The 21,011-nt window shown below is 67.5% G+C and carries 22 protein-coding genes and 1 pseudogene; 12 read left to right on the top strand and 11 right to left on the bottom strand.

Annotated elements, in window-relative coordinates; all coding sequences use genetic code 11:
* The first annotated feature begins 8 nt into the window (after positions 1-8).
* Both MJ605_RS15300 and MJ605_RS15295 read left to right on the top strand, forming a co-directional pair.
* Positions 9-1,070 carry a DUF3182 family protein gene (locus MJ605_RS15300; RefSeq protein ID WP_243042410.1) on the top strand — a complete coding sequence of 354 codons (1,062 nt, stop codon included), beginning with the start codon at positions 9-11 and terminating at the stop codon, positions 1,068-1,070.
* Entirely contained in the window at positions 1,067-1,816 is a 750-nt protein-coding gene (locus MJ605_RS15295) for an alpha/beta hydrolase family protein (protein ID WP_243042409.1), read from the top strand. Before MJ605_RS15300 ends, MJ605_RS15295 begins: the two co-directional genes overlap by 4 nt.
* 170 nt (positions 1,817-1,986) lie before the next feature.
* Here the strand turns inward: MJ605_RS15295 and MJ605_RS19375 are convergent, their stop codons facing one another.
* Positions 1,987-2,190, bottom strand: a complete 204-nt coding sequence (locus MJ605_RS19375) for a KGG domain-containing protein (protein ID WP_345779541.1) — start codon at positions 2,188-2,190, stop codon at positions 1,987-1,989.
* Positions 2,191-2,406: 216 nt separating this feature from the next.
* Between MJ605_RS19375 and MJ605_RS15285 the strand changes: the two are divergent.
* Positions 2,407-3,378: pseudogene (locus tag MJ605_RS15285) on the top strand (SDR family oxidoreductase); the annotation flags it as partial.
* 138 nt (positions 3,379-3,516) lie between these two features.
* Positions 3,517-4,167: a UdgX family uracil-DNA binding protein gene (locus tag MJ605_RS15280; RefSeq protein ID WP_243042407.1), complete on the top strand. Its 651-nt coding sequence runs from the start codon at positions 3,517-3,519 to the stop codon at positions 4,165-4,167.
* Here the strand turns inward: MJ605_RS15280 and MJ605_RS15275 are convergent.
* Both MJ605_RS15275 and MJ605_RS15270 read right to left on the bottom strand, forming a co-directional pair.
* Positions 4,160-6,079, bottom strand: coding sequence for a hybrid sensor histidine kinase/response regulator (locus MJ605_RS15275; RefSeq protein ID WP_243042406.1), 1,920 nt, complete (start codon positions 6,077-6,079; stop codon positions 4,160-4,162). The genes MJ605_RS15280 and MJ605_RS15275 overlap by 8 nt on opposite strands.
* Before the next feature lie 45 nt (positions 6,080-6,124).
* Complete coding sequence (locus tag MJ605_RS15270; protein ID WP_243042405.1) at positions 6,125-6,508, bottom strand: response regulator; 384 nt, start codon at positions 6,506-6,508, stop codon at positions 6,125-6,127.
* Positions 6,509-6,826: 318 nt separating this feature from the next.
* On the opposite strand from MJ605_RS15270, the gene MJ605_RS15265 reads away from it, so the two are divergent.
* From MJ605_RS15265 to MJ605_RS15250, 4 genes are all read left to right on the top strand, one after another.
* The gene (locus MJ605_RS15265) at positions 6,827-7,195 is read left to right on the top strand and encodes a response regulator (protein WP_243042404.1); all 369 of its coding nucleotides are present in this window, start codon (positions 6,827-6,829) and stop codon (positions 7,193-7,195) included.
* 11 nt (positions 7,196-7,206) lie between these two features.
* The gene (locus tag MJ605_RS15260) at positions 7,207-8,769 is read left to right on the top strand and encodes a PAS domain S-box protein (RefSeq protein WP_243042403.1); all 1,563 of its coding nucleotides are present in this window, start codon (positions 7,207-7,209) and stop codon (positions 8,767-8,769) included.
* 190 nt (positions 8,770-8,959) lie between these two features.
* Positions 8,960-9,151 (top strand): KGG domain-containing protein, encoded by a 192-nt coding sequence (locus tag MJ605_RS15255; RefSeq protein WP_425601023.1) that lies wholly within the window; start codon positions 8,960-8,962, stop codon positions 9,149-9,151.
* Positions 9,152-9,441: 290 nt separating this feature from the next.
* Positions 9,442-9,633, top strand: a complete 192-nt coding sequence (locus tag MJ605_RS15250; protein WP_243042401.1) for a hypothetical protein — start codon at positions 9,442-9,444, stop codon at positions 9,631-9,633.
* A gap of 93 nt (positions 9,634-9,726) precedes the next feature.
* On the opposite strand, the gene MJ605_RS15245 is transcribed toward MJ605_RS15250, so the two are convergent.
* From MJ605_RS15245 to MJ605_RS15225, 5 genes are all read right to left on the bottom strand, one after another.
* On the bottom strand, positions 9,727-11,082 hold the full coding sequence (locus tag MJ605_RS15245) for a sigma-54-dependent transcriptional regulator (RefSeq protein ID WP_243042400.1): 1,356 nt from the start codon (positions 11,080-11,082) through the stop codon (positions 9,727-9,729).
* A gap of 148 nt (positions 11,083-11,230) precedes the next feature.
* Positions 11,231-11,809 (bottom strand): DUF4142 domain-containing protein, encoded by a 579-nt coding sequence (locus MJ605_RS15240; RefSeq protein WP_243042399.1) that lies wholly within the window; start codon positions 11,807-11,809, stop codon positions 11,231-11,233.
* 5 nt (positions 11,810-11,814) lie between these two features.
* Positions 11,815-12,081: a stress-induced protein gene (locus MJ605_RS15235; RefSeq protein WP_243042398.1), complete on the bottom strand. Its 267-nt coding sequence runs from the start codon at positions 12,079-12,081 to the stop codon at positions 11,815-11,817.
* 232 nt (positions 12,082-12,313) lie between these two features.
* A complete protein-coding gene (locus MJ605_RS15230) occupies positions 12,314-12,649 on the bottom strand; it encodes a hypothetical protein (protein WP_243042397.1) in 336 nt (111 codons plus the stop codon).
* A gap of 305 nt (positions 12,650-12,954) precedes the next feature.
* On the bottom strand, positions 12,955-14,307 hold the full coding sequence (locus tag MJ605_RS15225; RefSeq protein WP_243042396.1) for a cation:proton antiporter domain-containing protein: 1,353 nt from the start codon (positions 14,305-14,307) through the stop codon (positions 12,955-12,957).
* Positions 14,308-14,516: 209 nt separating this feature from the next.
* Here MJ605_RS15225 and MJ605_RS15220 point away from each other — a divergent pair, with 209 nt between their 5' ends.
* Positions 14,517-15,014: a hypothetical protein gene (locus MJ605_RS15220; protein WP_243042395.1), complete on the top strand. Its 498-nt coding sequence runs from the start codon at positions 14,517-14,519 to the stop codon at positions 15,012-15,014.
* Positions 15,015-15,082: 68 nt separating this feature from the next.
* Positions 15,083-15,550: a hypothetical protein gene (locus MJ605_RS15215; protein WP_243042394.1), complete on the top strand. Its 468-nt coding sequence runs from the start codon at positions 15,083-15,085 to the stop codon at positions 15,548-15,550.
* 7 nt (positions 15,551-15,557) lie between these two features.
* Here MJ605_RS15215 and MJ605_RS15210 read toward each other — a convergent pair whose 3' ends face one another.
* Entirely contained in the window at positions 15,558-16,415 is an 858-nt protein-coding gene (locus MJ605_RS15210; RefSeq protein ID WP_243042393.1) for a DUF72 domain-containing protein, read from the bottom strand.
* A gap of 449 nt (positions 16,416-16,864) precedes the next feature.
* Positions 16,865-17,383, bottom strand: a complete 519-nt coding sequence (locus MJ605_RS15205) for a YciE/YciF ferroxidase family protein (RefSeq protein ID WP_243042392.1) — start codon at positions 17,381-17,383, stop codon at positions 16,865-16,867.
* A 628-nt stretch (positions 17,384-18,011) separates the two neighbouring features.
* Between MJ605_RS15205 and MJ605_RS15200 the strand changes: the two genes are divergently transcribed.
* On the top strand, positions 18,012-19,778 hold the full coding sequence (locus MJ605_RS15200; RefSeq protein WP_243042391.1) for a thiamine pyrophosphate-requiring protein: 1,767 nt from the start codon (positions 18,012-18,014) through the stop codon (positions 19,776-19,778).
* A 53-nt stretch (positions 19,779-19,831) separates the two neighbouring features.
* On the opposite strand, the gene MJ605_RS15195 is transcribed toward MJ605_RS15200, so the two are convergent.
* Positions 19,832-20,026 carry a hypothetical protein gene (locus tag MJ605_RS15195; protein ID WP_243042390.1) on the bottom strand — a complete coding sequence of 65 codons (195 nt, stop codon included), beginning with the start codon at positions 20,024-20,026 and terminating at the stop codon, positions 19,832-19,834.
* A gap of 272 nt (positions 20,027-20,298) precedes the next feature.
* On the opposite strand from MJ605_RS15195, the gene MJ605_RS15190 reads away from it, so the two are divergent.
* Complete coding sequence (locus tag MJ605_RS15190; protein WP_243042389.1) at positions 20,299-20,754, top strand: PA2169 family four-helix-bundle protein; 456 nt, start codon at positions 20,299-20,301, stop codon at positions 20,752-20,754.
* Positions 20,755-21,011 lie beyond the last annotated feature (257 nt).

Raw genomic sequence — 21,011 nt, 5'->3', positions numbered from 1 at the left:
GCGCCGGCATGACCGCGACGCGCGGACCGGTCTACGTGCCCCTCGATGGCAGGCCATTGGCCGACCACGAAACGGCCGCGCACCATTGGGTGACCCGCCGGCTGGGACGCCGCCTGGTGCCGGATGGCCGATACCTCGTACCGTCCGATACGCTCGATGCCGCGCAGGCGAGCGAGCTGGACATCCATGGGGTGGACCAGTTCTTTGGCGGCATCGTGCCGTATCCCTTCGTCGGCACGAAATTGATGAGTCATCCCCTGGTGGCCTCGCGCGCATCGGCGCCGCCGGGCTGGCGGCATCGTCATCCGGATCGGCTGTCGGGACTGGTCGTGCCCGGCTGGGGGGCCTTCAGCCTGGCCGACCTGCACGAGGCCGCCGGCAGGCTGTTCCGCGGCGGCAGCATCCGTATCAAGCTGGCGCAGGCGCGCGGAGGACGGAGCCAGTGGGTGGTGCAGGACGAAGCGGCGCTGCGCCTCCTGATCGAACGGGAAAGCGCGCTGGCCACGGGGCTGGCATCGGGCATCGTCGTCGAGCGCGACTTGCGCGAGCCGGTGACCATGAGCGTGGGATACGTGGTGCTGCCGGCCTTCAGCCTGTCGTACCTGGGCTACCAGCGCGCAGCGAGGGATCGCCACGGCATCGCGCGCTACGGCGGCAGCCGGTTGCGCTGCGCGCGTGGCGGCCTTTCCCTGTTCCTCGAGACGCTCGCCGATCCTCGCGAAAGGCTGGCGCTGGCGCAGGCGATGGCTTACCACGAGGCCATGCTGGAGGCCTTTCCGGAACTGGTCGTCTCCCGCGCGAACTACGATGTCATCCAGGGCTACGATGCGAAGGGCCACTGGCATTCGGGCGTGCTTGAACAGTCCTGGCGCATCGGCGGTGCGAGTCCCGCCGAAATCGTGGCTGCGGAACTGCTGGCGTCCGCGGGACGGCAGCCGGTGGAAGTGGCCTATGTCGAGTGCTACGAAGCGGATGCGGCGCCGCCCGCCGGCGCCGAGGCGATCTACCGCGCGCCCTCGCCCTCGGGCGGAACGCCCACGCTTACCTACGTCAAGGTGGAAAGCCGATGAGCGTGCAGGATGACGTGGTCCATCTTTCCGTGCGGGGAGGCGAACTGGCGGGCACGCTCGTCGCGCCGCGGCCGAACATGCCGGGCGTGCTGATGGTGCATGGCTGGGGCGGCAGCCAGGAGCAATACCGGGCTGGCGCCAGGGAGCTGGCCGCGCTCGGTTGCGTCTGCCTCACCTTCGACCTGTCCGGCCACGTGGCCACGCGCAACCTGAGGGAAACGGTGACGCGGGAGGACAACCTCGGCGACGTGCTGGCCGCCTACGATTTCCTGCTGTCCCATCCCGCGGTGGACGCTTCCCGGATGGCCGTGATCGGCAGCAGCTACGGCGGCTATCTCGCGGTCCTGGCGACGCGACGCCGGCCAGTCCACTGGCTGGGGCTGCGGGCCCCGGCGCTGTACCGCGACAGCGACTGGAACGTTCCGAAGAAGGACTTGGCCGCCTTGCAGCACCTGGCGGGCTATCGGCGCCACCGGCACACGCCCGAGGACAGCGACGCCTTGCTGGCCTGCAGTGAGTTCAAGGGCGATGTGCTCCTGGTGGAGTCGGAGCATGACCGCATCGTGCCCGCACCGGTGCTGGCGAGCTACCGCGCGGCCTTCACCGGAGTCTCGTCGCTGACCTACCGCGTCATCCGCGGGGCCGACCACGCGCTGAGCACGCCGCAAAACCGGCAGGCTTACGCCTCGCTGCTGATGCCATGGCTGGAGGAGATGCTGCTGGGGGCGAGGGGACATAGGCGGTAAGAGCCTGTCCGCGATCTCCCGTAGCCGCGCGGGGAGATCGCGGACAGGCTCCTGGAACACGCACGGCCGCGGCGGCGGCATGATGCCCGCCGCCGCCGCGCCCCAGTACTGAAAGGGGAAGGCATGCCGCGGGTGACCGCGGCATGCCGTTGGTTTGGCCGTCCAGCAGCCTAGCCGTTCTTGTGGCTCTGCTTCCCGGCCTTCACGTGCTGCTCGTGCGAGGCGTGGTCGCCACCGCCTTTCTTGCCGGCCTGGACGTGTTGCTCATGGGTAGCATGATCGCCGCCACCAGCCTTGCCGCCCTTGGAGGCGATGTCATGCTGCTTGTCGGGATCCATCGATGCAAAACCGCGATTGCTCGTTTCATTGGCCATAGTCTGAGTTCCAGAGGTGGGCGAAGGATCATTCATAACCATGCGTCTGCCGTCGCATCCTCCGCCAGGCAGGGGCTCGATTATTCGTGGCCGGCGTCAGCCATGCGTTCCATCCTTGTCAAGGTTCCGATGATGTCCATGAACCTGCTGGAGTCCGCTTGTGCAAGGCAGACATAAGCCGGGCGCCGATTTGACATGCCGTGAACCGGCGGGTTCGCAGCATCGGCCCCGACGCGAAAGGACAGCCGGAGAACGACGATGGCGACGAACGAAGACGAGACGAAGCAGGCGGCGCCGAAGGGCGACGGCAAGCAAGCCGTGCAGGCAGGCGCGCGCACGTATCCGGAGAATCCGCTGCCCGCCCAGCACATGGCCAAGCCGGGCGAGGAATCCCAGCTGCGCCCGGCGCCGCATTTCAGGGCGCCGGCCTACGTGGGAAGCGGCAAGCTCGACGGCATGGTCGCCCTGATTACCGGCGGCGATTCCGGCATCGGCAGGGCGGTGGCGGTGCTGTTCGCGCGCGAAGGCGCCGACGTGGCCATCGTTTTCCTGAGCGAGCAGGCGGACGCGGAGGCCACGCGCCGCGCGGTCGCGGACGAAGGTCGCGAATGCCTGCTCCTGGAAGGCGACGTGAGGGACGCCATGTTCTGCGACGAGGCCGTGGCCAAGACGGTGGAGCACTTCGGCCATCTCGATGTCCTGGTCAACAACGCGGCATTCCAGCAGCACGCCGAGTCGCTCGAGGAACTGACCGACGAACGGCTCGATCTCACCATACGCACCAACCTCTACGGCTATTTCCACATGGCGAGATCGGCGATGCCCTATCTCGGCGAAGGGGGCAGCATCATCAATACCGGCTCGGAAACCGGCTTCCTCGGTAGCGCCAAGCTGCTCGACTATGCGGCGACCAAGGGCGCCATCCATGCCTTTACGCAATCGCTCGCCAGCCAATTGGCCGATCGCGGCATCCGCGTGAATGCCGTCGCTCCCGGGCCGGTATGGACACCGCTCAACCCGGCCGACCGGGAGGCGGAGCAAGTGCCGGGCTTCGGCCAGTCCAGCGCGATGGGGCGCCCGGCCCAGCCGGAGGAAGTGGCGCCGGCCTATGTATTCCTCGCCGCGCCGAGCTGCGCCAGCTATGTCTCCGGAGCGATCCTGCCGGTGATGGGCGGCCCTGCGGGATAGGGCAGCGGACGCGGCGGACCGACTGGTCTCGCCGATGGCGATGCCGTTGCGGCGGTGCCGACGGCCCGGCAGTGCCGGTACGGCGCTCGCATGCGTGATGGCATGTCGGCGAGAGTGCCCTCATCGAGGAGTCGCGCCATGGCTGCAAGGCGAGAAACCGGTTGGACCTATCCGCTCGCGTTGCCTCCCGCGATGCCCGCGCCCGCGGGCACGCTGGCCTCGCTCCGCCGCAAGGCGGGACGATGCCGCGCGTGCCCGCTGTGGCAGCAGGCGACCCGGACGGTGTTCGGCGTAGGCGCGCCGGACGCGGACATGATGCTGGTCGGCGAACAGCCGGGCGATCGGGAGGATCTGGCGGGCAAGCCCTTCGTGGGGCCGGCAGGCGCGCTGCTCGATCGCGCCTTGGCGGCGGCGGGTCTCGATCGCGGGCAGCTGTATGTCACCAACGCGGTCAAGCATTTCAAGTTCGGGCTGCACGGCAAGCGCCGGTTGAACCAGCGCGCGAATGCGAGGGAACAGGCCATCTGCCGCCAATGGCTGGCCGCCGAGTTGCGGGAAGTGCGGCCCACGCGCGTGCTCGCCCTGGGCGCCATGGCGGCCAAGGCGGCATTCGGGCCGGCATTCCGCCTGACGGCGCAGCATGGCCAGTGGCTCCCCTTGCCTGGCGGCGTGTGGGGCATGGCGACCTGGCACCCCTCGGCCATCCTGCGCAGCCCCGGCGAGCGCGAGCGACGCCTGGCCGAACTGACCGGCGACCTCCAGCGATTCGCCGCCGGTCCCGCTAGGTGACGCCCATCAGCAGCCGGAGCTTGGTAAGCAGGGCGCCCATGTCGAAAGGTTTGAGCAGGCTTTCGGTATAGCGGTCGGTGAATTCATGGCGGAGCAATTCGCTGTCGACGTAGCCGGTCATCAGGATCACGCGCAGGCGGGGGAACTGGCGGCGGGCTTCGCGGCAGAGTTCGTAGCCGTCGAGTTCGGGCAGGTCGATGTCCGACAGCAGCAGATCCCAGGAAGGGCAGGCGGCGAAGGTAAGCAGCGCTTCGCGCCCCGTCGTCGCCTCGAAGACCTGGCAGCCCAGCTGGTTGAGGCGCGCACTGATCGAGGCACGCACGGCATGGTCGTTTTCCACGACCAGCACGCGGAAGCCCGCGAGGTCGGGCTCCGGCAGGTTGGGTTCTTCGGTGGGCGCGCTCGCCCCGGCCCCGCTGCAGGGCAGGACGAGGGACACCACCGTGCCGCATCCCGGCTTGCTCTGCATGGCCACCTTGCCCCCATGCTGCGCCACGAAGCCGGACACCATGGCCAAGCCCAGGCCCGTGCCCTGGTTTTTCGCCTTGGTGGTGAAGAACGGTTCGCAGGCGCGCCGCAGGGTTTCCTCGTCCATCCCCTGGCCGTTGTCGGCCACGCTGATTTCCACGTACTGCCGGTTCGGTGGATCGTCCTGTGCCGCGTCCTCGCGCGGGTCAAGGCATCCGCACAGGAGCAGGTAGCCATTGCCGCCCATGGCGTCGCGCGCGTTGATCGCCAGGTTGAGTATGGCGCTTTCCAACTGGCCGCCGTCGCAGGCGAGCGGCGGCAGGTCGTCCTCCACCTGGACCTCCAGCGTGATGCCGTCGCTCAAGAGGCGGGCCAGCACGTCGCGCATCGACCAGAGCAGCGGGCCGACGTCGGTGCGATGGTTGGTCGGCGCCTGCCGCCGCGCGAGCCCGAGCAGTCGCTGGGTCAGGCCGCCCGCGCGCATGGCCGCCTCCTGGGAGACCTGGACGTAGTGCCTGGCCTGTTCGTTCGGCGAGTCCTCCAGGAAAACCATGGCCATCTCGAGCGAGCTGATGATGCCCTGGAGACTGTTGTTGAAATCATGCGCGATGCCGCCCGTGAGCTGGCCGATGGCCTCCACTTTCTGGCTATGAGCGATCTGCTCGCGCGCCTCGCGAAGCCGCTGTTCCGCCAGGCGCTGTTCGGTGATGTCGCGGATGATGCAGGCGAAGCCCAGCAGGCTGCCGTCGTTGTTCTGCACGGATTCCAGCGTGAGGCAGGCGGGAAACTGCTGACCGTCGACGCGTGCGAGATCGCATTCGTACTCGACCTGACCGTTTTGCGCCGCCCGTCGCAGCAGCCGCTCGGGCTGCTCGCGGGCGCGGTCGTGCGGATGGAAGAAAATGCGGTAGTGCTGGCCGGTGATGTGGCTGGCGCCGAATCCGGTCATGCGCTGGGCGCCGAGGTTCCAGTCGAGGATGGTGCCGTCCTGGCCCAGCATGCAGATGGCGTGGTCGGCGACGCTCTTGACCAGCAGGCGGAAGCGCCGTTCGCTTTCGCGCAGCCGGTCCTCCGCACCCTTGCGGTCGCTCCTGTCGCAGATGATGACGACGAAGCCCTTCACTCCCTCATCGGTCGAGCGCAGGGCATCCACCGAAACAAGCGCATGGAAGCGCTGGCCGCCCCGTCGTCGCAGCGGCATCTCCTTCTGGATATGCCTGGCTCCCGACGACACGCGGCGCAAGGCATCCCGGATGGCCTGGCCGCTCTCGGCATCGGTGGCGTACAGCGCAAGGAATTCGCGCCCCAGCAGGTCTTCGGCGCGATGCGGATGGGTGATGACGCCCTCGTAGTTGCACGCCACGATGCGGCCGCGGCGATTGAGGAGATAGATCGCACAGTCTCCTACGCCGCGCCATGGAGCAGGAGACTCGCCGTTTGTCATGGACTTCTTCCCAGGAATCCGGGCCGTGCTTCCCGTTTGGGAAAGTCATACATGGAGTGTCGTCCGGTTCATCTGCGACGCCGATTCCAGCGCCTTGAGGAGATCCTTGCGGCCATAGGGCTTGCTGAGCAGCAGCGAGCGCCGGGGGCGGTCCGTTGCCTGCGCTATCGCGTCGGGGTCCCCGGAAACGAGGATGAAGGTGCCGGGCCAGGCGGAATGGGCCAGGCGCCGGGCGAGCAGGACGCCGCTGTCGCCGTGGGCAAGCGCGATGTCGGAGAGGATGATGTCGATGTCGGGGCGCAGCGTGAGGATCCTGATGGCGTCCTCGCTGGTGCGGGCTGGGAACGTCTCGTAGCCGCAGGCTCCGAGCAAGGCAGTCGTGGCATCGAGAATGGTTGCTTCATCATCAACCACCAGTACTGCACCCATGGAATTCTCCTTCTAGCCCCCGACCTTCGTCCTCGTGTCGTGTTCAAGCGGTCACAGCGGCGTGTGCGGCGCGTGAATGCCATGCGTTGCATCGCAGAATGAATGCAAGCCGCACAGCCCACGTAAAACGCGTTGGCCTCGTTCATGCCCGGTAACGCCTTGCCGTGGTGGCATGGGGATGAATCGACCTTGGGCCACGCCGCCATGTCTAGCTCGTCGAATCGGCTGCCGTCTGTCTCAGCCCATCGTGATCACGGTGCGCATACCTGGCATGCGGTTCACTGGATACGGTTGCCATAGGCTCTTGGGGGAGTCCGAGTGAACGTGGTGCTGGTGGTCGAGGACGATACGAACGTGATGGAAGTCACCTGCCTCCTTCTCGAGGATGCAGGCTATGAAGTGATTGCCGCGCACAGCGCGGAGCAGGCATTGCAGATCGCCGACGGCAGGAGCGATATCGACGTCGTGTTCACCGACGTCAACCTGCATGAGGCGCCCAACGGCATCGAGCTGGCCCACCAATTGAAGGCCCGCGGCACCCGGGCCTCCATCGTCGTGGTTTCCGGCGACCTCGGGTGGGCCGATACGCCGCTCGACGAGGACATGCGTTTCCTGGCAAAGCCCTACGGCCGCCATACCCTGCTGTCGGTCGTGGGAGAGGCCTGCCATCGGGCATGCTCCCACTGAGTCATCGAGACATGACGAACGAGACCTCGCCCCTCCGGCTCGAAGCGATCGGCGAAGGCTTGACGCGGGCCTCGCCGGAAACGGTCGAGCATCGTTTCCGCCTGCTGGTGCAGTCCGTGGTGGACTACGCCATCTACATGCTCGACCCTGACGGATATATCAACCTGTGGAGCAGCGGGGCGCAGCAGATCAAGGGCTATGCCTCCGAAGAAGTGCTTGGGCGGCATTTTTCCATGTTCTACACGGAAGAGGACCGCCGGCGGGGGATGCCCGAGCGCGCCCTGTCCATCGCGCGCAGCGAGGGACGCTACAACGACGAAGCCTGGCGCGTGCGGCGCGACGGCACCCGTTTTCGCGCGCTGGTCGCCATCGACGCGATCCGCGACGACGATGGCCGCCTGATCGGCTTCGCCAAGGTTACCCGCGACATCACCAAGCGCTGGGAGGCGCTTTCCAGGCTCGAGGCCAGCGAGCGGCGCTTCAGGCTTTTCGCCGAGGGCGCCCTGGAATATGCGATCTGCATGCTCGATGCGGAAGGCGGCATCCTGGACTGGAACGACGGTGCGCAGCGCATGCTGGGCTACGCCGGCGACGACGTGTTGGGCAAGCCCGTGGCATGCCTGTTCCATGAGGGAGACCAGGCGGCCGGCATCCCGGCCGGCATGCTGCGCAAGGCCAGCGAGCAGGGGAGTTGCGAGGACGAGCGCCATCTGCCGCGCAAGCACGGGGAGCGCTTCCTGGCCCGGATCACCATGCGCGCGCTCAGGGACAAGAACGGCATGCTGCATGGCTTTGCCTATCTCATCCGCGACGTCAGCGAACAGCGCGCCACCGAGGATGCGCTGGAAGCGACACGCGAGCAGTTGTTGCAGGCGCAGAAGCTCGATGCGCTGGGCCGGCTCACCGGCGGCGTGGCGCACGATTTCAACAATATCCTGCAGGCGATCTATGGCAGCCTCGACGTGGCCACGCTGCAGCTGCAGCGTGGCGACACGGCGAAGGCGGAACATCATGTGGAAAGCGCCATGCGCTCGGTGGACCGGGCCCGGCACCTGACCCAGCGCCTGCTCGCCTTCGCGCGGCGCCAGCCGCTGATCCCCCAGCCGCTCGACCTTAACCGCCATGTGGCCGCGATGGCCGACTTGCTGGAGCGCACGGTCGGTTCGCGGGTCAGCGTGCGGATAGACCTTGCTCCCATGCCCTTGTGGATACTGTGCGATGTCACCCAGCTGGAAACCGCTCTGTTGAACCTGGCCATCAATGGCCGCGATGCCATGCCCAACGGGGGATGCCTGCGCATTTCCACCAGCGGGGGCGTGGGGCGCGGCACGGAGGCGCAGGAGATCCGCCTGACCGTCGAGGACGATGGCATCGGCATGTCCCACGACATGGTCGCCAGGGCATTCGAGCCGTTCTTCACCACCAAGCCGCAAGGGCAGGGCACGGGGCTTGGGCTATCGATGATCCAGGGCTTCATGCAGCAGCTGCGCGGCAAGGTGACGCTGCATTCCGTTCCGGGGGAAGGCACGAGGGTCGTGCTTCATTTCCAGGCATGCCGGCCGCCGGCCGCATAGGGCGGCAAATCCGTCTTCGCATTCTTTCCCGTGCCATGGCCTTTCGCCGCGTCCGTGCGCGAGATTTGCGCTGAACGGCGGCAACCTGTGGAAGAGACCGTTGATGGCCACTACGCATCCCTTTGCGCGCGGCCTGTGCAATCTGGCCCCGGGTCGGGACATTGCGCCCGGCATGCCTGAGCTACGGAGAATGAAGATGCCCAACGAACACAGCAGACGTGGATTCGGCGCCATGAGCGAAGAGAAGCAGCGGGAGATCGCCAGCAAGGGCGGCAAGGCCAGCCATGGCGGCCAAGGCAAGGAAGGCAAGAGCGCGGGCAGCCGTGGCGGCAGCCACGAGCAACACGTGCGTGCGGGCGAGCAGAGCCACAAGCATCGTTGACGAGCCCGGCGGCTCCGCGCGATGCGTCGGGAGTCGGCCGATTTGGAGGACATTATGAGTCGTTATCTGGTCGTCATCTCACTTGGTCTGCTCGTTGCCGGGGTCCTCGCGGGATGTCAGGGGCGCGACCGGGACCAGGCGGAGCCCGGCACGCACGCGGCCCCTTCGGGTACCGCACCGAGTCCCTATGCGCCCGCCAACAACCCGCCACCGGCATCGACCACCACCAGCCCGGCGCCGGCGACGACGGCCAACACGCCGCCATCCAGCCATACCAGCGGAAGCTGACCATGCATGCCAAACCCCGCGATGCCGGGAAAGATCCGGTGCGCTACCCGCCGCCGGCCACCGGAAAGAGGCGCGAGCCTATCCAGCGCCTGCCGCTGCCGGGCAACGAGCCCTGCATCGAACCGGAATACCTGGACCTTCCCGAGGCCGTCCGCGATCCCGGCACCGAGCGCCGCGTGGCGATGTGGTGCTAGCGATCTTCGAGCCTCTCCCTGCGCGCAGGAGGAGGAGCCAAGGAAGTCCGTGCACACTTGCTCATCGCCGGCAGGGAGACTTTGAACAGGCTCTTAGGAGTCCAGGCCCTGGTCTTGCTGCTGGCGATAGCGCACCAGCTTGTTGTAGACAGTCTTGACGCTGACCCCAAGCATGCGGGCGGCGCGGGTCTTGTCGTTGCCGCAGCGCATCAGCGCCCCTTCGATCGCTTCCCGCTCCAGTTCCTCCAAGGTTTGCCCCGACCAGCCGATGCCCTGCGTGCGCGGGCCATGGAGGGAAAATGCGTCGGGCATCGAGGTCAGCCGGACCTCGCTGTCCTCGGCCAGGAGGTAGGCGTGGCGAACGGCATGCAGCAATTCGCGCACATTGCCCGGCCAGGCGTAATGCAGCATGAAGTCGATGGATGCGGGTGAGAAGCTGCGTTCCGTGCCGTGTTCGTCGTTGAGCGCCTTGAGGAAACGCCTGGCGAGCACGATCACGTCGTCGCCGCGCGAGCGCAAGGGAGGAACCATGATGGGGAAATCCGCCAGGCGGTAGTAAAGGTCCTCGCGCAGGAGTCCCTCCTGCACCGCGGCGGCGGGCGGGCGGTTGCATGCGGCCACCACGCGCACGTCCACGTGCCGCTCTCCCTTGGCGCCGAGCCGGGTGATGTCGCGCGTTTCCAGCACGCGAAGCAGGTAGGTCTGCATCGCGGTCGGCATCTCGGTGAACTCGTCGAGAAACAGCGTGCCCCCCTGCGCCTGCTCGAAATAGCCCGAATGGTCGCGTATGGCGCCGGTGAAGCTTCCGCGCTCGTGGCCGAACAGCTGGCTGCCGATCAGGTCCGCCGGTATGGCGCCGCAGTTCACGGCGACGAATGCGCCGGTGCGGCCGCTGTAGTGATGGATCGCACGCGCGACGAGCTCCTTGCCCGTGCCGCTCTCGCCGTGCACGAGGATGGTGTTGTCCATCGGGGCCACGCGCTCGATGAGCTTGAACAGGCGCCTCATCGCCAGGGAGTTGCCGATCAGGTCGCCGCAGCGCGCGCTGCGGTGCAGGCCATCCGGGGCGCGGGAACGCGCGCGCTGGTCGGCGCGCTGCAGCAGGGCGTCGAAATAGCCGCTGCCCATCGGCTTGACGATGTAGTCGTCCACGCGCAGGCGCATGGCACGCACGGCGGTATCCACGTCGGGCTGGCCGGTCAGCACGATCACCTCGCCGCAATCCTTGGCATCCAGGTGATCGAGCACGTCGAGGCCGCTACCGTCCGGCAGAGAGAGATCCAGCAGCATGAGGTCGGGTGGCGCGTGCTGCCTGACCGTGCGCATGGCCTCCTCGACGGTGGAGGCGGTGTAGACCTCGCAGCCCTTTCGCCTGGCGTAATCGCGCGTGGAATGGAGAAAAACATGATCATCGTCGACCAGAAGGATCGACGGGGCGGTTTCTTGCATATTCGAACGTTCCTGACGGCGCTTTGCTGGCGCGTTTTTCCAGGTTGCGCCATTGACCTAGGCCCGGAGCATGCCCCGAGCCCGGTCGAGGCCGCGTGCAAGCTTCGTTCGAATGATGGGTAATGTTTGCCGCGCCGGTACTTCCGGTTTACCGGCCGTCCATGCCCTGGCCAGGCGTCGCGCCGCCGCCGGAGGGCGTCTCATCGCCCTTGTTCAGGGCCATGGCCATGGAAAGATGCTGCTTGAGCACCGGCAGGGTCGCCTGCGCGAACTGGCGGATCTGGGGATCCTCGCTGCGCGTCGCCTCGGTGAACAGGGCGATCGCCTTGCGATGGTCCTCGACCATGGCGCTGGTATAGGCATGGTCGTAGGCGGCGCCTTGCAGCGAGGTCCACGCCTTGGCGCCGGCCAGGGCCTCGGGGTCGGGCTGCGTGGGCACGTCGACGTGCTTGCGCATGGCCAGGTCGGCCAATTCGCGGTTCGCCCTGGTATGGTCATTGACCAGGTGCTGGGCCAGTTCCCGGGTAGGGGCCGCCTGCGCCCGCTGCGCGGCCTGCTGTCCCAGCGCCACTTCGGTGGCGCCATCGGTGGCGGCCTTGCGCAGGAAGGTCTGGTCGGCCGGGCCTGGGCCGGCCTGGCCGGCGGGTGCGCCGGTCTGCGCGGACAGCGGGCCACTGGCGGCCAAGGCTAGTCCAGCGATGAAGGAAAGCAGCTGTTCTTTTCTCATGGGGATCACTCCGTGCCGGCCTTGGGGCTGCCGGCTTTCCGGTTAAGCGGGCTGCGGCCGCCGCGCCGGCCTATGGCCGCCATGTGCTCGCGATCGCGGCTGACCGCGGTGCCGCCCTTGCGGCCGGCGATGCGCGCTTCCTCCGGGGTGAAGCGATGCGCGCGCCCTCCGGCATGCGCGGTGTGCCCGCCGATGCTGGATACTTCTCGTTGCCGCTGGGCATCCATGGCGGCAAAGCCTCGCGGCCTGGGGGACGTAGGATCGATATGCATGGCTGAAATCCCTGTGGACGCGCTCCCATCGGCGCCTGTTGATGAGGGCAACATCCATGCCAGAGCCTGGATGCCGCATCGGCGGGCGCTTGCTGCGGTCGCGGGCGGCGGTCGGGATGAAAGTTTTACCGTCGCCGGCAGAATGTGCGTTCAACGCTTGCCTATGTCGCGGCTGTCCACGCGCTTGCGGCGCGCCCGCCTTCATTGGATCCTTCTGGCCCCGTCCCTTCCGCTAGTGGGCATGGCGGTCCTCCTTCAAGGTGTTTTCGCGCGCTTCCCGGAACAGGACCCATTCCTCGAAGCGCTGCTGCACGAGCTGTCGCTGCATGCGTTGCGCGGCGTACAGGGGCTCGATCAGCGCCGTGAGCGTGGAAAGCTCCGCATCCTTCACCAGCGCGAGCAGAAGCCCCCAGGCGGATTCGTCGATTTGCTCCACGCTCAGCAACAAGCGCAAGGACGCCAGCACGCCCGATCCGGAGGTGTTCATGACGCCGGCCAATGCCTCCAGTTGCGGCAGCGTGCCCGCCATGCCGTCGCTGCGGCCGCTGGGCGGCAAGGCGGCGGACACCTGGCGCAAGCCAGCGATGGGTGGCCCGTCGTGCAGGCGAAAGGTCTGCAGGCGCAGCGCTTCCAGGTGTGCCAGTGCCGGCGTCGCAAACCTTGCCGATGGCGCGGGGAGAAATTTCCGCGGCTCGTTCGCATGGGGCCGATCACAAGAGTGAAGCGGTCGATGGCGCCCGCTTCACGCCGGCTCGCGAGGCGCGGGGGAAAAGTGCGCATGCGTCCCCGGCATACACCGGCTTGACCTGTGCCGACTGCTTGCCGTTTCTGCGGCACTTGTCCGTTCCCCCAAGGCCGGGGCCGGGGACGCCTTCACGCCCTGGCATCGCGGCGGCCGGAACGCATGGCGATCCGCGCCGCGCGCCAGGCCATCAGGGGTTGCGTGCTCATGCCGTGGACGATGACGCTCGACACCACCAGCGTGACGATCCATTCGCTCAACAGCGCCGACGCCTGGGGCGACGCCCCATGCACCATCGCATAGGCGAGATAGTTGAGGCTGCCGATGCCGCGTATGCCAAGCCAGCCGAGCAGCAGTCGCCTCGGCCAGCGCAAGCCGCATCCCCAGGTGACCAGCAGCACGGCCAGCGGCCGGACGACCAGGAACAGCAGCGCCGAGAGCGCCACGCCCGCGGCGCTGGCATAGCTGGCCAGGGCGATGCCTAGCAATACCAGAAGTCCCGCCGCAATCAGGCGTTCGAGCGTGTCGCCGAAGGACAGCGCGTCGGAAACCACCAGGCCGATGGATGCCCATGGTTGCCTCGTCACGTCGGCATCGCGGCGGTTGGGGTTGATGAGCGCTTCCGCGGGCGGGTGCACCTCGGGCGCATGCTTGAGTTCAGGGTTCGGGTGCCGGCTCACCACGAGCCACTCGGCATGCCGCAGGCCCAGGCCGGCGGCGAACGCGGCAAGAAATACCGAGGCGTGCAGGTATTGCGCAAAGGCATAGGTGAGCACCAGCAGGGCCAGGGCGAGCAGGTCGTTGGGCGCGGTGTCCTGGTTGCTGGACTTGATCCGCGTCGCCAGGGCGCCTATCAGCCGCGCCAGGACAAAGCCGAGCGCGATGCCGGCGGGCAATGACCATGCCACGTCGCGGGCGAGCCAGGTCCACAGTTCCCCGGTCCCGCCGCCGTGGTGGAACAGCAGGGCGAGCAGGAGCAGCGGCAGCGCGGCGCCGTCGTTGAGGCCGGCCTCGGTGGAAAGCGCGACGCGCAGATCGTCGTCGTCGCCGGCATCGTCGACCGAGACTAGGCTGGCGAGCACTGGATCGGTGGGAGCCGCCGCGGCGGCGAACATCAACGCCACGGACCATGGCGCATCGAACAGGCCGTGCGCCGCGCCTGCCATGCCGGCGACGGTCAGCAGCATGGCCGGCACCGCGAGACGCACGCCCATGTGCCATGGCGAACCGTGCCATAGCACGCGCAGCTTGAGTCCGCCGATGAACAGCGATACCACCAGGGCCGCCTCGGTGGTGCGCCCGAGCAGCAAGGAGTGCGCGGCCAGGTCGATCAACGCCACGCCGGCCACCCATGGGCCGAGCAGCATGCCGGCCAGCACGTACAGCGCGAAGGGCGTCACCGGTGTGCGGCGGATCCATCCATTGAGCAGGGAAGACATCAACAGCAGCGCGCCGATCAACATCAGCCAGGCATGGACGCTCACCTCGTACGCTCCCGATGGATGCCTGAAGAGTAGGGGAGCCTGATGCGGCGGTTGTCTTGCCCGCGTCAGCGGGCGGGCAAGGTCGCATGAAGGCGCCATGATGGAAAAATTTTCACGCGGCCGGCGTGCCGCGGCGACGACGCGGGCTTGCCGGCGCGTTCACCCGTGCACGGCTAGCGTGCCATGCACGATATGACGCATGCGAACCCATGAAAACGCGACATGTATTCAGCGTGCCGGATCTCGCCACCGCACGCGCCGCCATCGACGCGGCGAGGAAAGCAGGGATGGCGGACGACGGCATTTCACTGATCGCCCGCCCGGATATCGAGCTGGAGAAGATTCCCGACGATCGCAAGGTCGTGGAAGGCGATTTCTATCCCGCCGCCATCCGCGGCGTGGCCGGCGGCGCCGCCGCGGGTCTCCTGGCCGGGCTGGTCGCCGTCGCGATTCCTCCCCTGGGCGTGACGCTCGCCGGCGCGGCGGCGATGACGCTCGGTGGCGCGGCGGTCGGTGGATGGGCCACTGCGCTGGCCGGCTCGGCCGTTCCCGATCCGGTGCGGCGCCGCTTCCAGGAAGAGATCACGCTGGGCCGCATCCTGGTGGTGCTCGATGCGCCGCGCGACGCATTGGAGCGGATCGAGCCGGCGCTCGCCGCGGTGGGAGCGAAGCCGCTTCCGTTCGACAAGCCTACCGCGATGACGTGAAGCGCGTTTCCGTGGCATGTAACTTGCCTCATGGGAGATGACCCCGATGAACGAGCGATGCATGTCCCATGATGCCCGAATGGCCTGCCGTGGTCCTGGTGATGAAGGAAGCCGATCGTGCGGCTTCGGTCAAGCGCGAGCTGCGCGCGGCGGGGCTGCGCAACCTGGTGCTCAAGGTCCGTTGCGTGAATGAACTGTCGCGTCTGCTGCGCACGCGGGAAGGCAGGGATATCCCGCATCCCATCGGCTTCGCCATCATCGAGAGCCAGCTGTGGCGCGCCAACTTCTCGCGGCTCAACCGCGTGCGCAAGGAGGGGCGCGCCCCGCTGTTGCCATTGATGGTGCTGTTCGAGTCGGTGGCGGCCTACGAGCATTTCGAGCAGGCCCAGCCCTACCTCACGTGCGGCCTGTTGGCGCCGTTCACGCCGAAGGACCTGATACAGGCCCTGGAGCGCCTGCACCGCCTGTGGATGCTGACCGGCGAGCCCGAGCGCTGCTTTCCGTGGGGACGGCACATGGTGGCGACGCCGGGGTGAGCGCGGACTAGCTCAGCCTCTCCGCCAGGCGCCGCGCGTCAAACGGCGCATCCACCTTGGTGTCGTTGTCGAAATAGACGTAGACATCGCGCGACTTCCGGCGCGGCGCGCCGGAAGGGAGCAGCAGGTGCGCATCGTCCGGCTGGCCGCCGACGAGCCAGGCGTCGATGCACGCGGCCCAGCGGTCGAGCGTGGCATCGCCATAACGGCTGCCGTAGAGTTTTTCCCGTCCGTGCAGGCGCAGGTACATGAATCCCGCGGTCACGTCGTGGATCATCGGCCAGCGCCGCGCGCCATCGGATACCACCACGGCGATGCCATGGACGCGCGCCAGCCGGATGAAACGCTCGTCGAGGAAGCTCGGATGGCGCACTTCCAGCGCATGCCGCAGCCGCCGCCTGCGCATCTCCTCCGGCATGCGAAGGCCGCGTTCGTGCCGGCGGGCCAGGGATAGCGCCTCGCCGCCATGGCGGGGCAGCATGGCGAAGAACGCTTCCAGCCGTGCGTGGTCGTAGCCGAGGCTGGGCGGCAGTTGCCACAGCAGCGGGCCGAGCTTGTCGCCGAGTTCCAGAGGGCCGGAGGCGAAGAACGCCGACAAGGCGTCCTCGACGTGGTTCAAGCGCCTGACGTGCGTGATGAAGCGAGAGCCCTTGACCGCGAACACGAAGCCGGCCGGCGTCTGTTCGCGCCACCCGCGGTAGACCGGCGGCCTGTGCAGGCGATAGAAGGAGGAATTGAGCTCGATGGTGGGAAAACGCCGCGACGCGTAGTGCAGTTCGTCGGCCTGGCGCAGGTCCTTGGGATAGAACACGCCACGCCACGGCGGATAAAGCCAACCTGAGATGCCGATGCGCGGTCGAGCCATGGGTGTCTCCGTGTGCACGTCGCCGTGGATCAGCATGCGCCATCGGCGGCGACGGGTTTGTGGATGGGCTCCTTGACGTTGCCGTGGCGATGCATGCAAGGCATCGGTTGCAAGCTTGCCGGACCATTCGATGCCCAGCCAGGCAGGAGTTCTTCATGCATTCGCAGCCACCGCCTCATCGCCTCGCCCTTGCGCGGGCCCCAGGGAACATGTCGGCGCCGGGTCCGGATCCGGCGCCCGCGCCGCCGCCGGAGCCGCCGAAACCGCCGTCGCCACCGCAGCCGCCGTCGCCCGACATTCCCACGCCGGAACCGCCGGTACCGCAGCCCGCGCGTCCGCCGCTTACCGATCCGGAGCCGCCCATGCCGCCCATGGGCGATCCCATTCCGCCGCCGGAGCACCGGCCCGTGGCGGCATGGCCGTGAGCGCCAGCGGTTTCCCGGGTTGCCTCATGCGGTCTCGCTTTCGGCGCGCTGCCCGGCGGCGGCCTCGTTCTTGCCGCCCTCGGCCATGGCGGTGAGCTTCTTGTCGGTGTTCTTCTCCTCCTTCAGGGTGTCCTCCAACAGGGGCACCACATCCTTGTAGCCAAGCTGCCTGGCCAGCGCGCACAGCGTGCCGTAGGCGGCGATCTCGTAGTGCTCGACCTTCTGCGCGCCGCCGATCAGCGCCGCATCGCGCAGCGGACTGGAAGCGATGCTTTCGATGATGTCGCGCCCTTCGTCGACCAGCCCTTCCATCGCCGCGCACTTGATGCGCTTGAGGCGGATGTCCAGCAGATCCACGATGCGGTCGATGCGCTCCACCTGTCCCTGCGTCTCTTCCGCATGGGCCTGGAAGGCTTGCGACAGCTCGCTCGACGAGGCCGCGCGCGACAGGCGCGGCAGCGCGCGGGTGAGCTGCTTCTCGGCGCTGTAGATATCCGAAAGCGCGTGGATGAAAAGGTCTTCGATGGACTTGATGGCGGTCATGTCATGGCTCCTGCGGAACATTGCATACGGGGGTTCCGACGGCGTCGCCGTCGCACAGGCATGCTGCGCCATGCGTGGTGAGCGCCGCGGCTTGGATGCATCGGGCTTGTGTCGATGAGTCCGAACGCCATGGCCGTATGAAACCCGGCATGAGCCTCCCTAGCCACCGCGATGACCAGCGCTGGGGTGATATGGCGCGCGCCATCCCGCCCTTGAAGGGGATACGACCTTGGATGCACGCACCGCCAGCGCCATCCGGGGCATGCGCGAAGCGCTGCGCGGGCATCGGCGCGGCATGGCGGCGTTCGTGCGTTCGTGGGGCCGGCGCTGCTGGCCCCGGCGGCGTATCTCGATCCCGGCAACTACGCCACGAACAATGCCTGGCTGGTGGCTATCGTGCTGCGCTGAGCGCGTCGCCCGGGCGACGCGATGCGTTCAGCGGCGCCCGGTCCCGGCCCTGGAGCTGCCAGGCGGCCTCGCGTCGTTCCGACCGTGCACGGCGGAACTGGAAATCCATGCCGGTAAAGCTTGCCGGACGTCGCGGCGACGTTTCCTGGCTCTTCGGTTGATCGCCCGCTAACGGGAAAGCCGGTATCCCTGGCGCCTTCCGGATTGCGGGATATGCCCCATGAAATACACCGTCGCCGATTTCGTGCTGGAACGCCTCACCGCCTGGAACGTCGAACGTGTTTTCGGCTATCCCGGCGATGGCATCAATGGCCTGATGGGCGCGATGGGGCGCGCCACGGACAGGTTCGACTACGTGCGCGTGCGCCATGAGGAAATGGCGGCCTTCATGGCCTGCGGCCATGCCAAGTTCACCGGCGAGTTGGGCGTGTGCCTGGCCACCTCGGGGCCGGGCGCCATCCATCTGCTGAACGGCCTCTACGACGCGCGCATGGACCATGTGCCGGTGCTGGCGGTGGTCGGCCAGCAGCCGCGCTCGGTGCTGGGCAGCGACTACCAGCAGGAGGTGGACCTGCCTTCGCTGTTCAAGGACGTGGCGCGCTATGTCCAGACCATCACCACGCCCGCGCAGGCGCGCCATGTCGTCGACCGGGCCATCCGCATCGCGCTGGCCGAGCGCACGGTGTGCTGCGTGATCGTTCCCAACGATGTGCAGGAACTGCCGGCGATGCCGCATCCGCCGCGCAAGCATGGCGACGTGCTGTCGGGCGTGAGGCCCGCCTACGCGCGCCCGGTGCCCACGGACGAGGATATCCAGCGCGCGGCCGAGGTGCTCAACCAGGGCCGGCGTGTGGCCATGCTGGTCGGCGCGGGCGCCCTGCACGCTGGCAAGCAAGTGCGCGAGGTGGCCGAATGCCTGGGCGCCGGCGTGGCCAAGGCCCTGCTGGGCAAGGCGGCGCTGCCGGACGAGCTGCCCTGGGTCACCGGCGCCATCGGCCTGCTGGGCACGCGTCCCAGCTGGAAGCTGATGGACGAGTGCGACACGCTGCTGCTGGTCGGCACCACCATGCCCTATGTGGAATTCCTGCCGGAAGAAGGGAAGGCGCGCGCCGTGCAGATCGACATCGATCCCGCCAACGTTTCCATGCGCTACCCCACCGAGGTCAACCTGATCGGCGATAGCGCGCAGGTGCTGGGCCGGCTGCTGCCACTGCTGCGCAAGAAGGACAACGCCGACTGGCGCGAGCGCATCGAGCTGGACGTGCGCAAGTGGTGGCGCTCGCTGGAAGCCGCGGCGATGGAGCCGGCCGAGCCGATCAACCCCCAGCGGATATTCTGGGAGCTTTCCGCCTGCCTGCCGGACGACGTGATCATCTGCGGCGACTGCGGTTCGCACACCAACTGGTACGCGCGCCACGTCAGGCTGCGCGAGGGCATGATGGCCTCGCTGTCCGGCAAGCTGGCCTCCATGGGCGGCGGCATGCCGTATGGCATCGCCGCCAAGATGGCCCATCCCGACCGTCCGGTGCTGGTGATCGTGGGCGACGGCGCCATGCAGATGAATGGCAATGCCGAGCTGGTCACCGTCAAGCAGTACTGGCGCCGCTGGAAGCACCCGGGCTTTGTGGTGATGGTGCTGGCCAATCGCGACCTCAACCTGGTGACCTGGGAGCAGCGCGGGCAGGGCGGCGATCCGAAGTTCGCGCCGGCCCAGGACGTGGAAGAGTTTCCCTATGCGCGCTACGCCGAACTGCTGGGCTTTCGCGGCATCCGCGTCGACAGGCCGGAGAACGTGGCGGGCGCCTGGCGCGAGGCGTTCGCGGCCCAGGCGCCCACGCTGATCGAATTCGCCGCCGATCCGAACGTGCCGCCGGTACCGCCCCGTGTCGGCTTCGAATTGCTGGGCAACTACTTGGCTGCCTTGGGCAAGGACGACCCGGATGCTTCCGCCGTGCTCCGGCAGACGCTGCGCGAGGTGTTTTCCTGAGTGTTCACGATCTCCCCGTAGCCCGCGTTGAGCCGGTGTGGCAGAGGCATCCCTCAAACAGGCCCTTCCATCGGGTCCTCGGTACCGTCCTCGAGGGACTGCATGCAGGCGGAATGGCCGCACTTGCATACCGGGTCGTCGAGGTTGTCGTCCCAGGCTTCCTTGCAATAGTCGCTGCAGAACATCCCGGGATCGGAAACTTCACACAGGCAAGCCTTGTGCGTGCATGTCACGTTGGTGTGCGCCATGCGGCGATCCTCCATCGTGGAATGGGTAGATGGAAACGGGACGGAAGGGATGGAAGGGGAGGCATCCCTTCGCGCTCCCGGCGCGCATGCAGCGTGCAGCCGCAAGTGGGCGCCGGGTGGCGCCGAGGAAATGTCGAAGGAGGCGAAAGGGCACGTGCACGGCGGCGGCGTGCGCCGCGCGACGGCTGGCCTTGACCAGGTCGCCATCCCAAATTCACCAAGTCGTGCCGGCATGCCGGCCAAGGTGGATTCCCCTTTGCGAGGAGCACGCCATGACCAGCAACGATCACGATGTCCGCATGTTGAACCGCCTTGTCGAAGTGACCATCGACAGCATGCTTGGTTATGCCGAGGCGGCCAAGGAAACGCAGAATGCGCAGTTCAAGGAGCTGTTCGACCAGCGCTCCACCGAACGCCAGCGCGTCGCGTCGCGATTGCAGGAACAGGTGCGCCAACTGGGCGGCACGCCGGCCGACGAAGGCTCGCTGGCGGCGTCGGTGCACCGGGTGTTCGTCGACCTGCGCGCGGCGTTGAGCAAGGGCGACCAAGCGGTGGTCGACGAGGTCGAGCGCGGCGAGGACCATATCAAGTCCAAGTATGAAGAAGCCCTCAAGGACGAAAGCCTGTCCACGCCGACCCGGCAGGTGATCCAGGACACCTACCAACTGGTGCTGCGGGACCACGACCAGATGCGCGACATCAAGCATGGGCTGCAGCGCAGCGCCTGAGTTTCGTGCCCTCATCCACCTGCCGGCACCTTCTCCCGAAGGGAGAAGGATTCCTCCGTAGGTTAGCCCTTCGCTCGGAGTCTCAGCTCGGCATCTCCATGGCGCCATGCTGTAGGAGCGCACCCTGTGCGCGACCGCCTTTTGCCTCGGCCTCTATGTCCGTCATCCTGGCCCTTGCCTCCTTTGGCGGGATGCGCCGGGACGACCAGCCATGAGGCGAAAGGCGTCGCGCACAGGGTGCGTTCCCACAGGGAGAC

This window comes from Dyella sedimenti, assembly GCF_022760995.1.
GTDB lineage: Bacteria > Pseudomonadota > Gammaproteobacteria > Xanthomonadales > Rhodanobacteraceae > Dyella > Dyella sedimenti.
This window is presented reverse-complemented; position numbering and strand designations above follow the sequence as displayed.

Bases quoted from the DNA above. Each gene is read 5' to 3' on its own strand.
- MJ605_RS15240 (WP_243042399.1), bottom strand. From the start codon at position 11,809: ATGAGAAAAGAACAGCTGCTTTCCTTCATCGCTGGACTAGCCTTGGCC.
- MJ605_RS15255 (WP_425601023.1), top strand. From the start codon at position 8,960: ATGAAGATGCCCAACGAACACAGCAGACGTGGATTCGGCGCCATGAGC.
- MJ605_RS15250 (WP_243042401.1), top strand. From the start codon at position 9,442: ATGCATGCCAAACCCCGCGATGCCGGGAAAGATCCGGTGCGCTACCCG.
- MJ605_RS15295 (WP_243042409.1), top strand. From the start codon at position 1,067: ATGAGCGTGCAGGATGACGTGGTCCATCTTTCCGTGCGGGGAGGCGAA.
- MJ605_RS15200 (WP_243042391.1), top strand. From the start codon at position 18,012: ATGAAATACACCGTCGCCGATTTCGTGCTGGAACGCCTCACCGCCTGG.
- MJ605_RS15300 (WP_243042410.1), top strand. From the start codon at position 9: ATGACCGCGACGCGCGGACCGGTCTACGTGCCCCTCGATGGCAGGCCA.
- MJ605_RS15260 (WP_243042403.1), top strand. From the start codon at position 7,207: ATGACGAACGAGACCTCGCCCCTCCGGCTCGAAGCGATCGGCGAAGGC.
- MJ605_RS15195 (WP_243042390.1), bottom strand. From the start codon at position 20,026: ATGGCGCACACCAACGTGACATGCACGCACAAGGCTTGCCTGTGTGAA.
- MJ605_RS15270 (WP_243042405.1), bottom strand. From the start codon at position 6,508: ATGGGTGCAGTACTGGTGGTTGATGATGAAGCAACCATTCTCGATGCC.
- MJ605_RS15205 (WP_243042392.1), bottom strand. From the start codon at position 17,383: ATGACCGCCATCAAGTCCATCGAAGACCTTTTCATCCACGCGCTTTCG.
- MJ605_RS15190 (WP_243042389.1), top strand. From the start codon at position 20,299: ATGACCAGCAACGATCACGATGTCCGCATGTTGAACCGCCTTGTCGAA.
- MJ605_RS19375 (WP_345779541.1), bottom strand. From the start codon at position 2,190: ATGGCCAATGAAACGAGCAATCGCGGTTTTGCATCGATGGATCCCGAC.
- MJ605_RS15215 (WP_243042394.1), top strand. From the start codon at position 15,083: ATGATGCCCGAATGGCCTGCCGTGGTCCTGGTGATGAAGGAAGCCGAT.
- MJ605_RS15280 (WP_243042407.1), top strand. From the start codon at position 3,517: ATGGCTGCAAGGCGAGAAACCGGTTGGACCTATCCGCTCGCGTTGCCT.
- MJ605_RS15220 (WP_243042395.1), top strand. From the start codon at position 14,517: ATGAAAACGCGACATGTATTCAGCGTGCCGGATCTCGCCACCGCACGC.
- MJ605_RS15275 (WP_243042406.1), bottom strand. From the start codon at position 6,079: ATGACAAACGGCGAGTCTCCTGCTCCATGGCGCGGCGTAGGAGACTGT.
- MJ605_RS15235 (WP_243042398.1), bottom strand. From the start codon at position 12,081: ATGCATATCGATCCTACGTCCCCCAGGCCGCGAGGCTTTGCCGCCATG.
- MJ605_RS15210 (WP_243042393.1), bottom strand. From the start codon at position 16,415: ATGGCTCGACCGCGCATCGGCATCTCAGGTTGGCTTTATCCGCCGTGG.
- MJ605_RS15245 (WP_243042400.1), bottom strand. From the start codon at position 11,082: ATGCAAGAAACCGCCCCGTCGATCCTTCTGGTCGACGATGATCATGTT.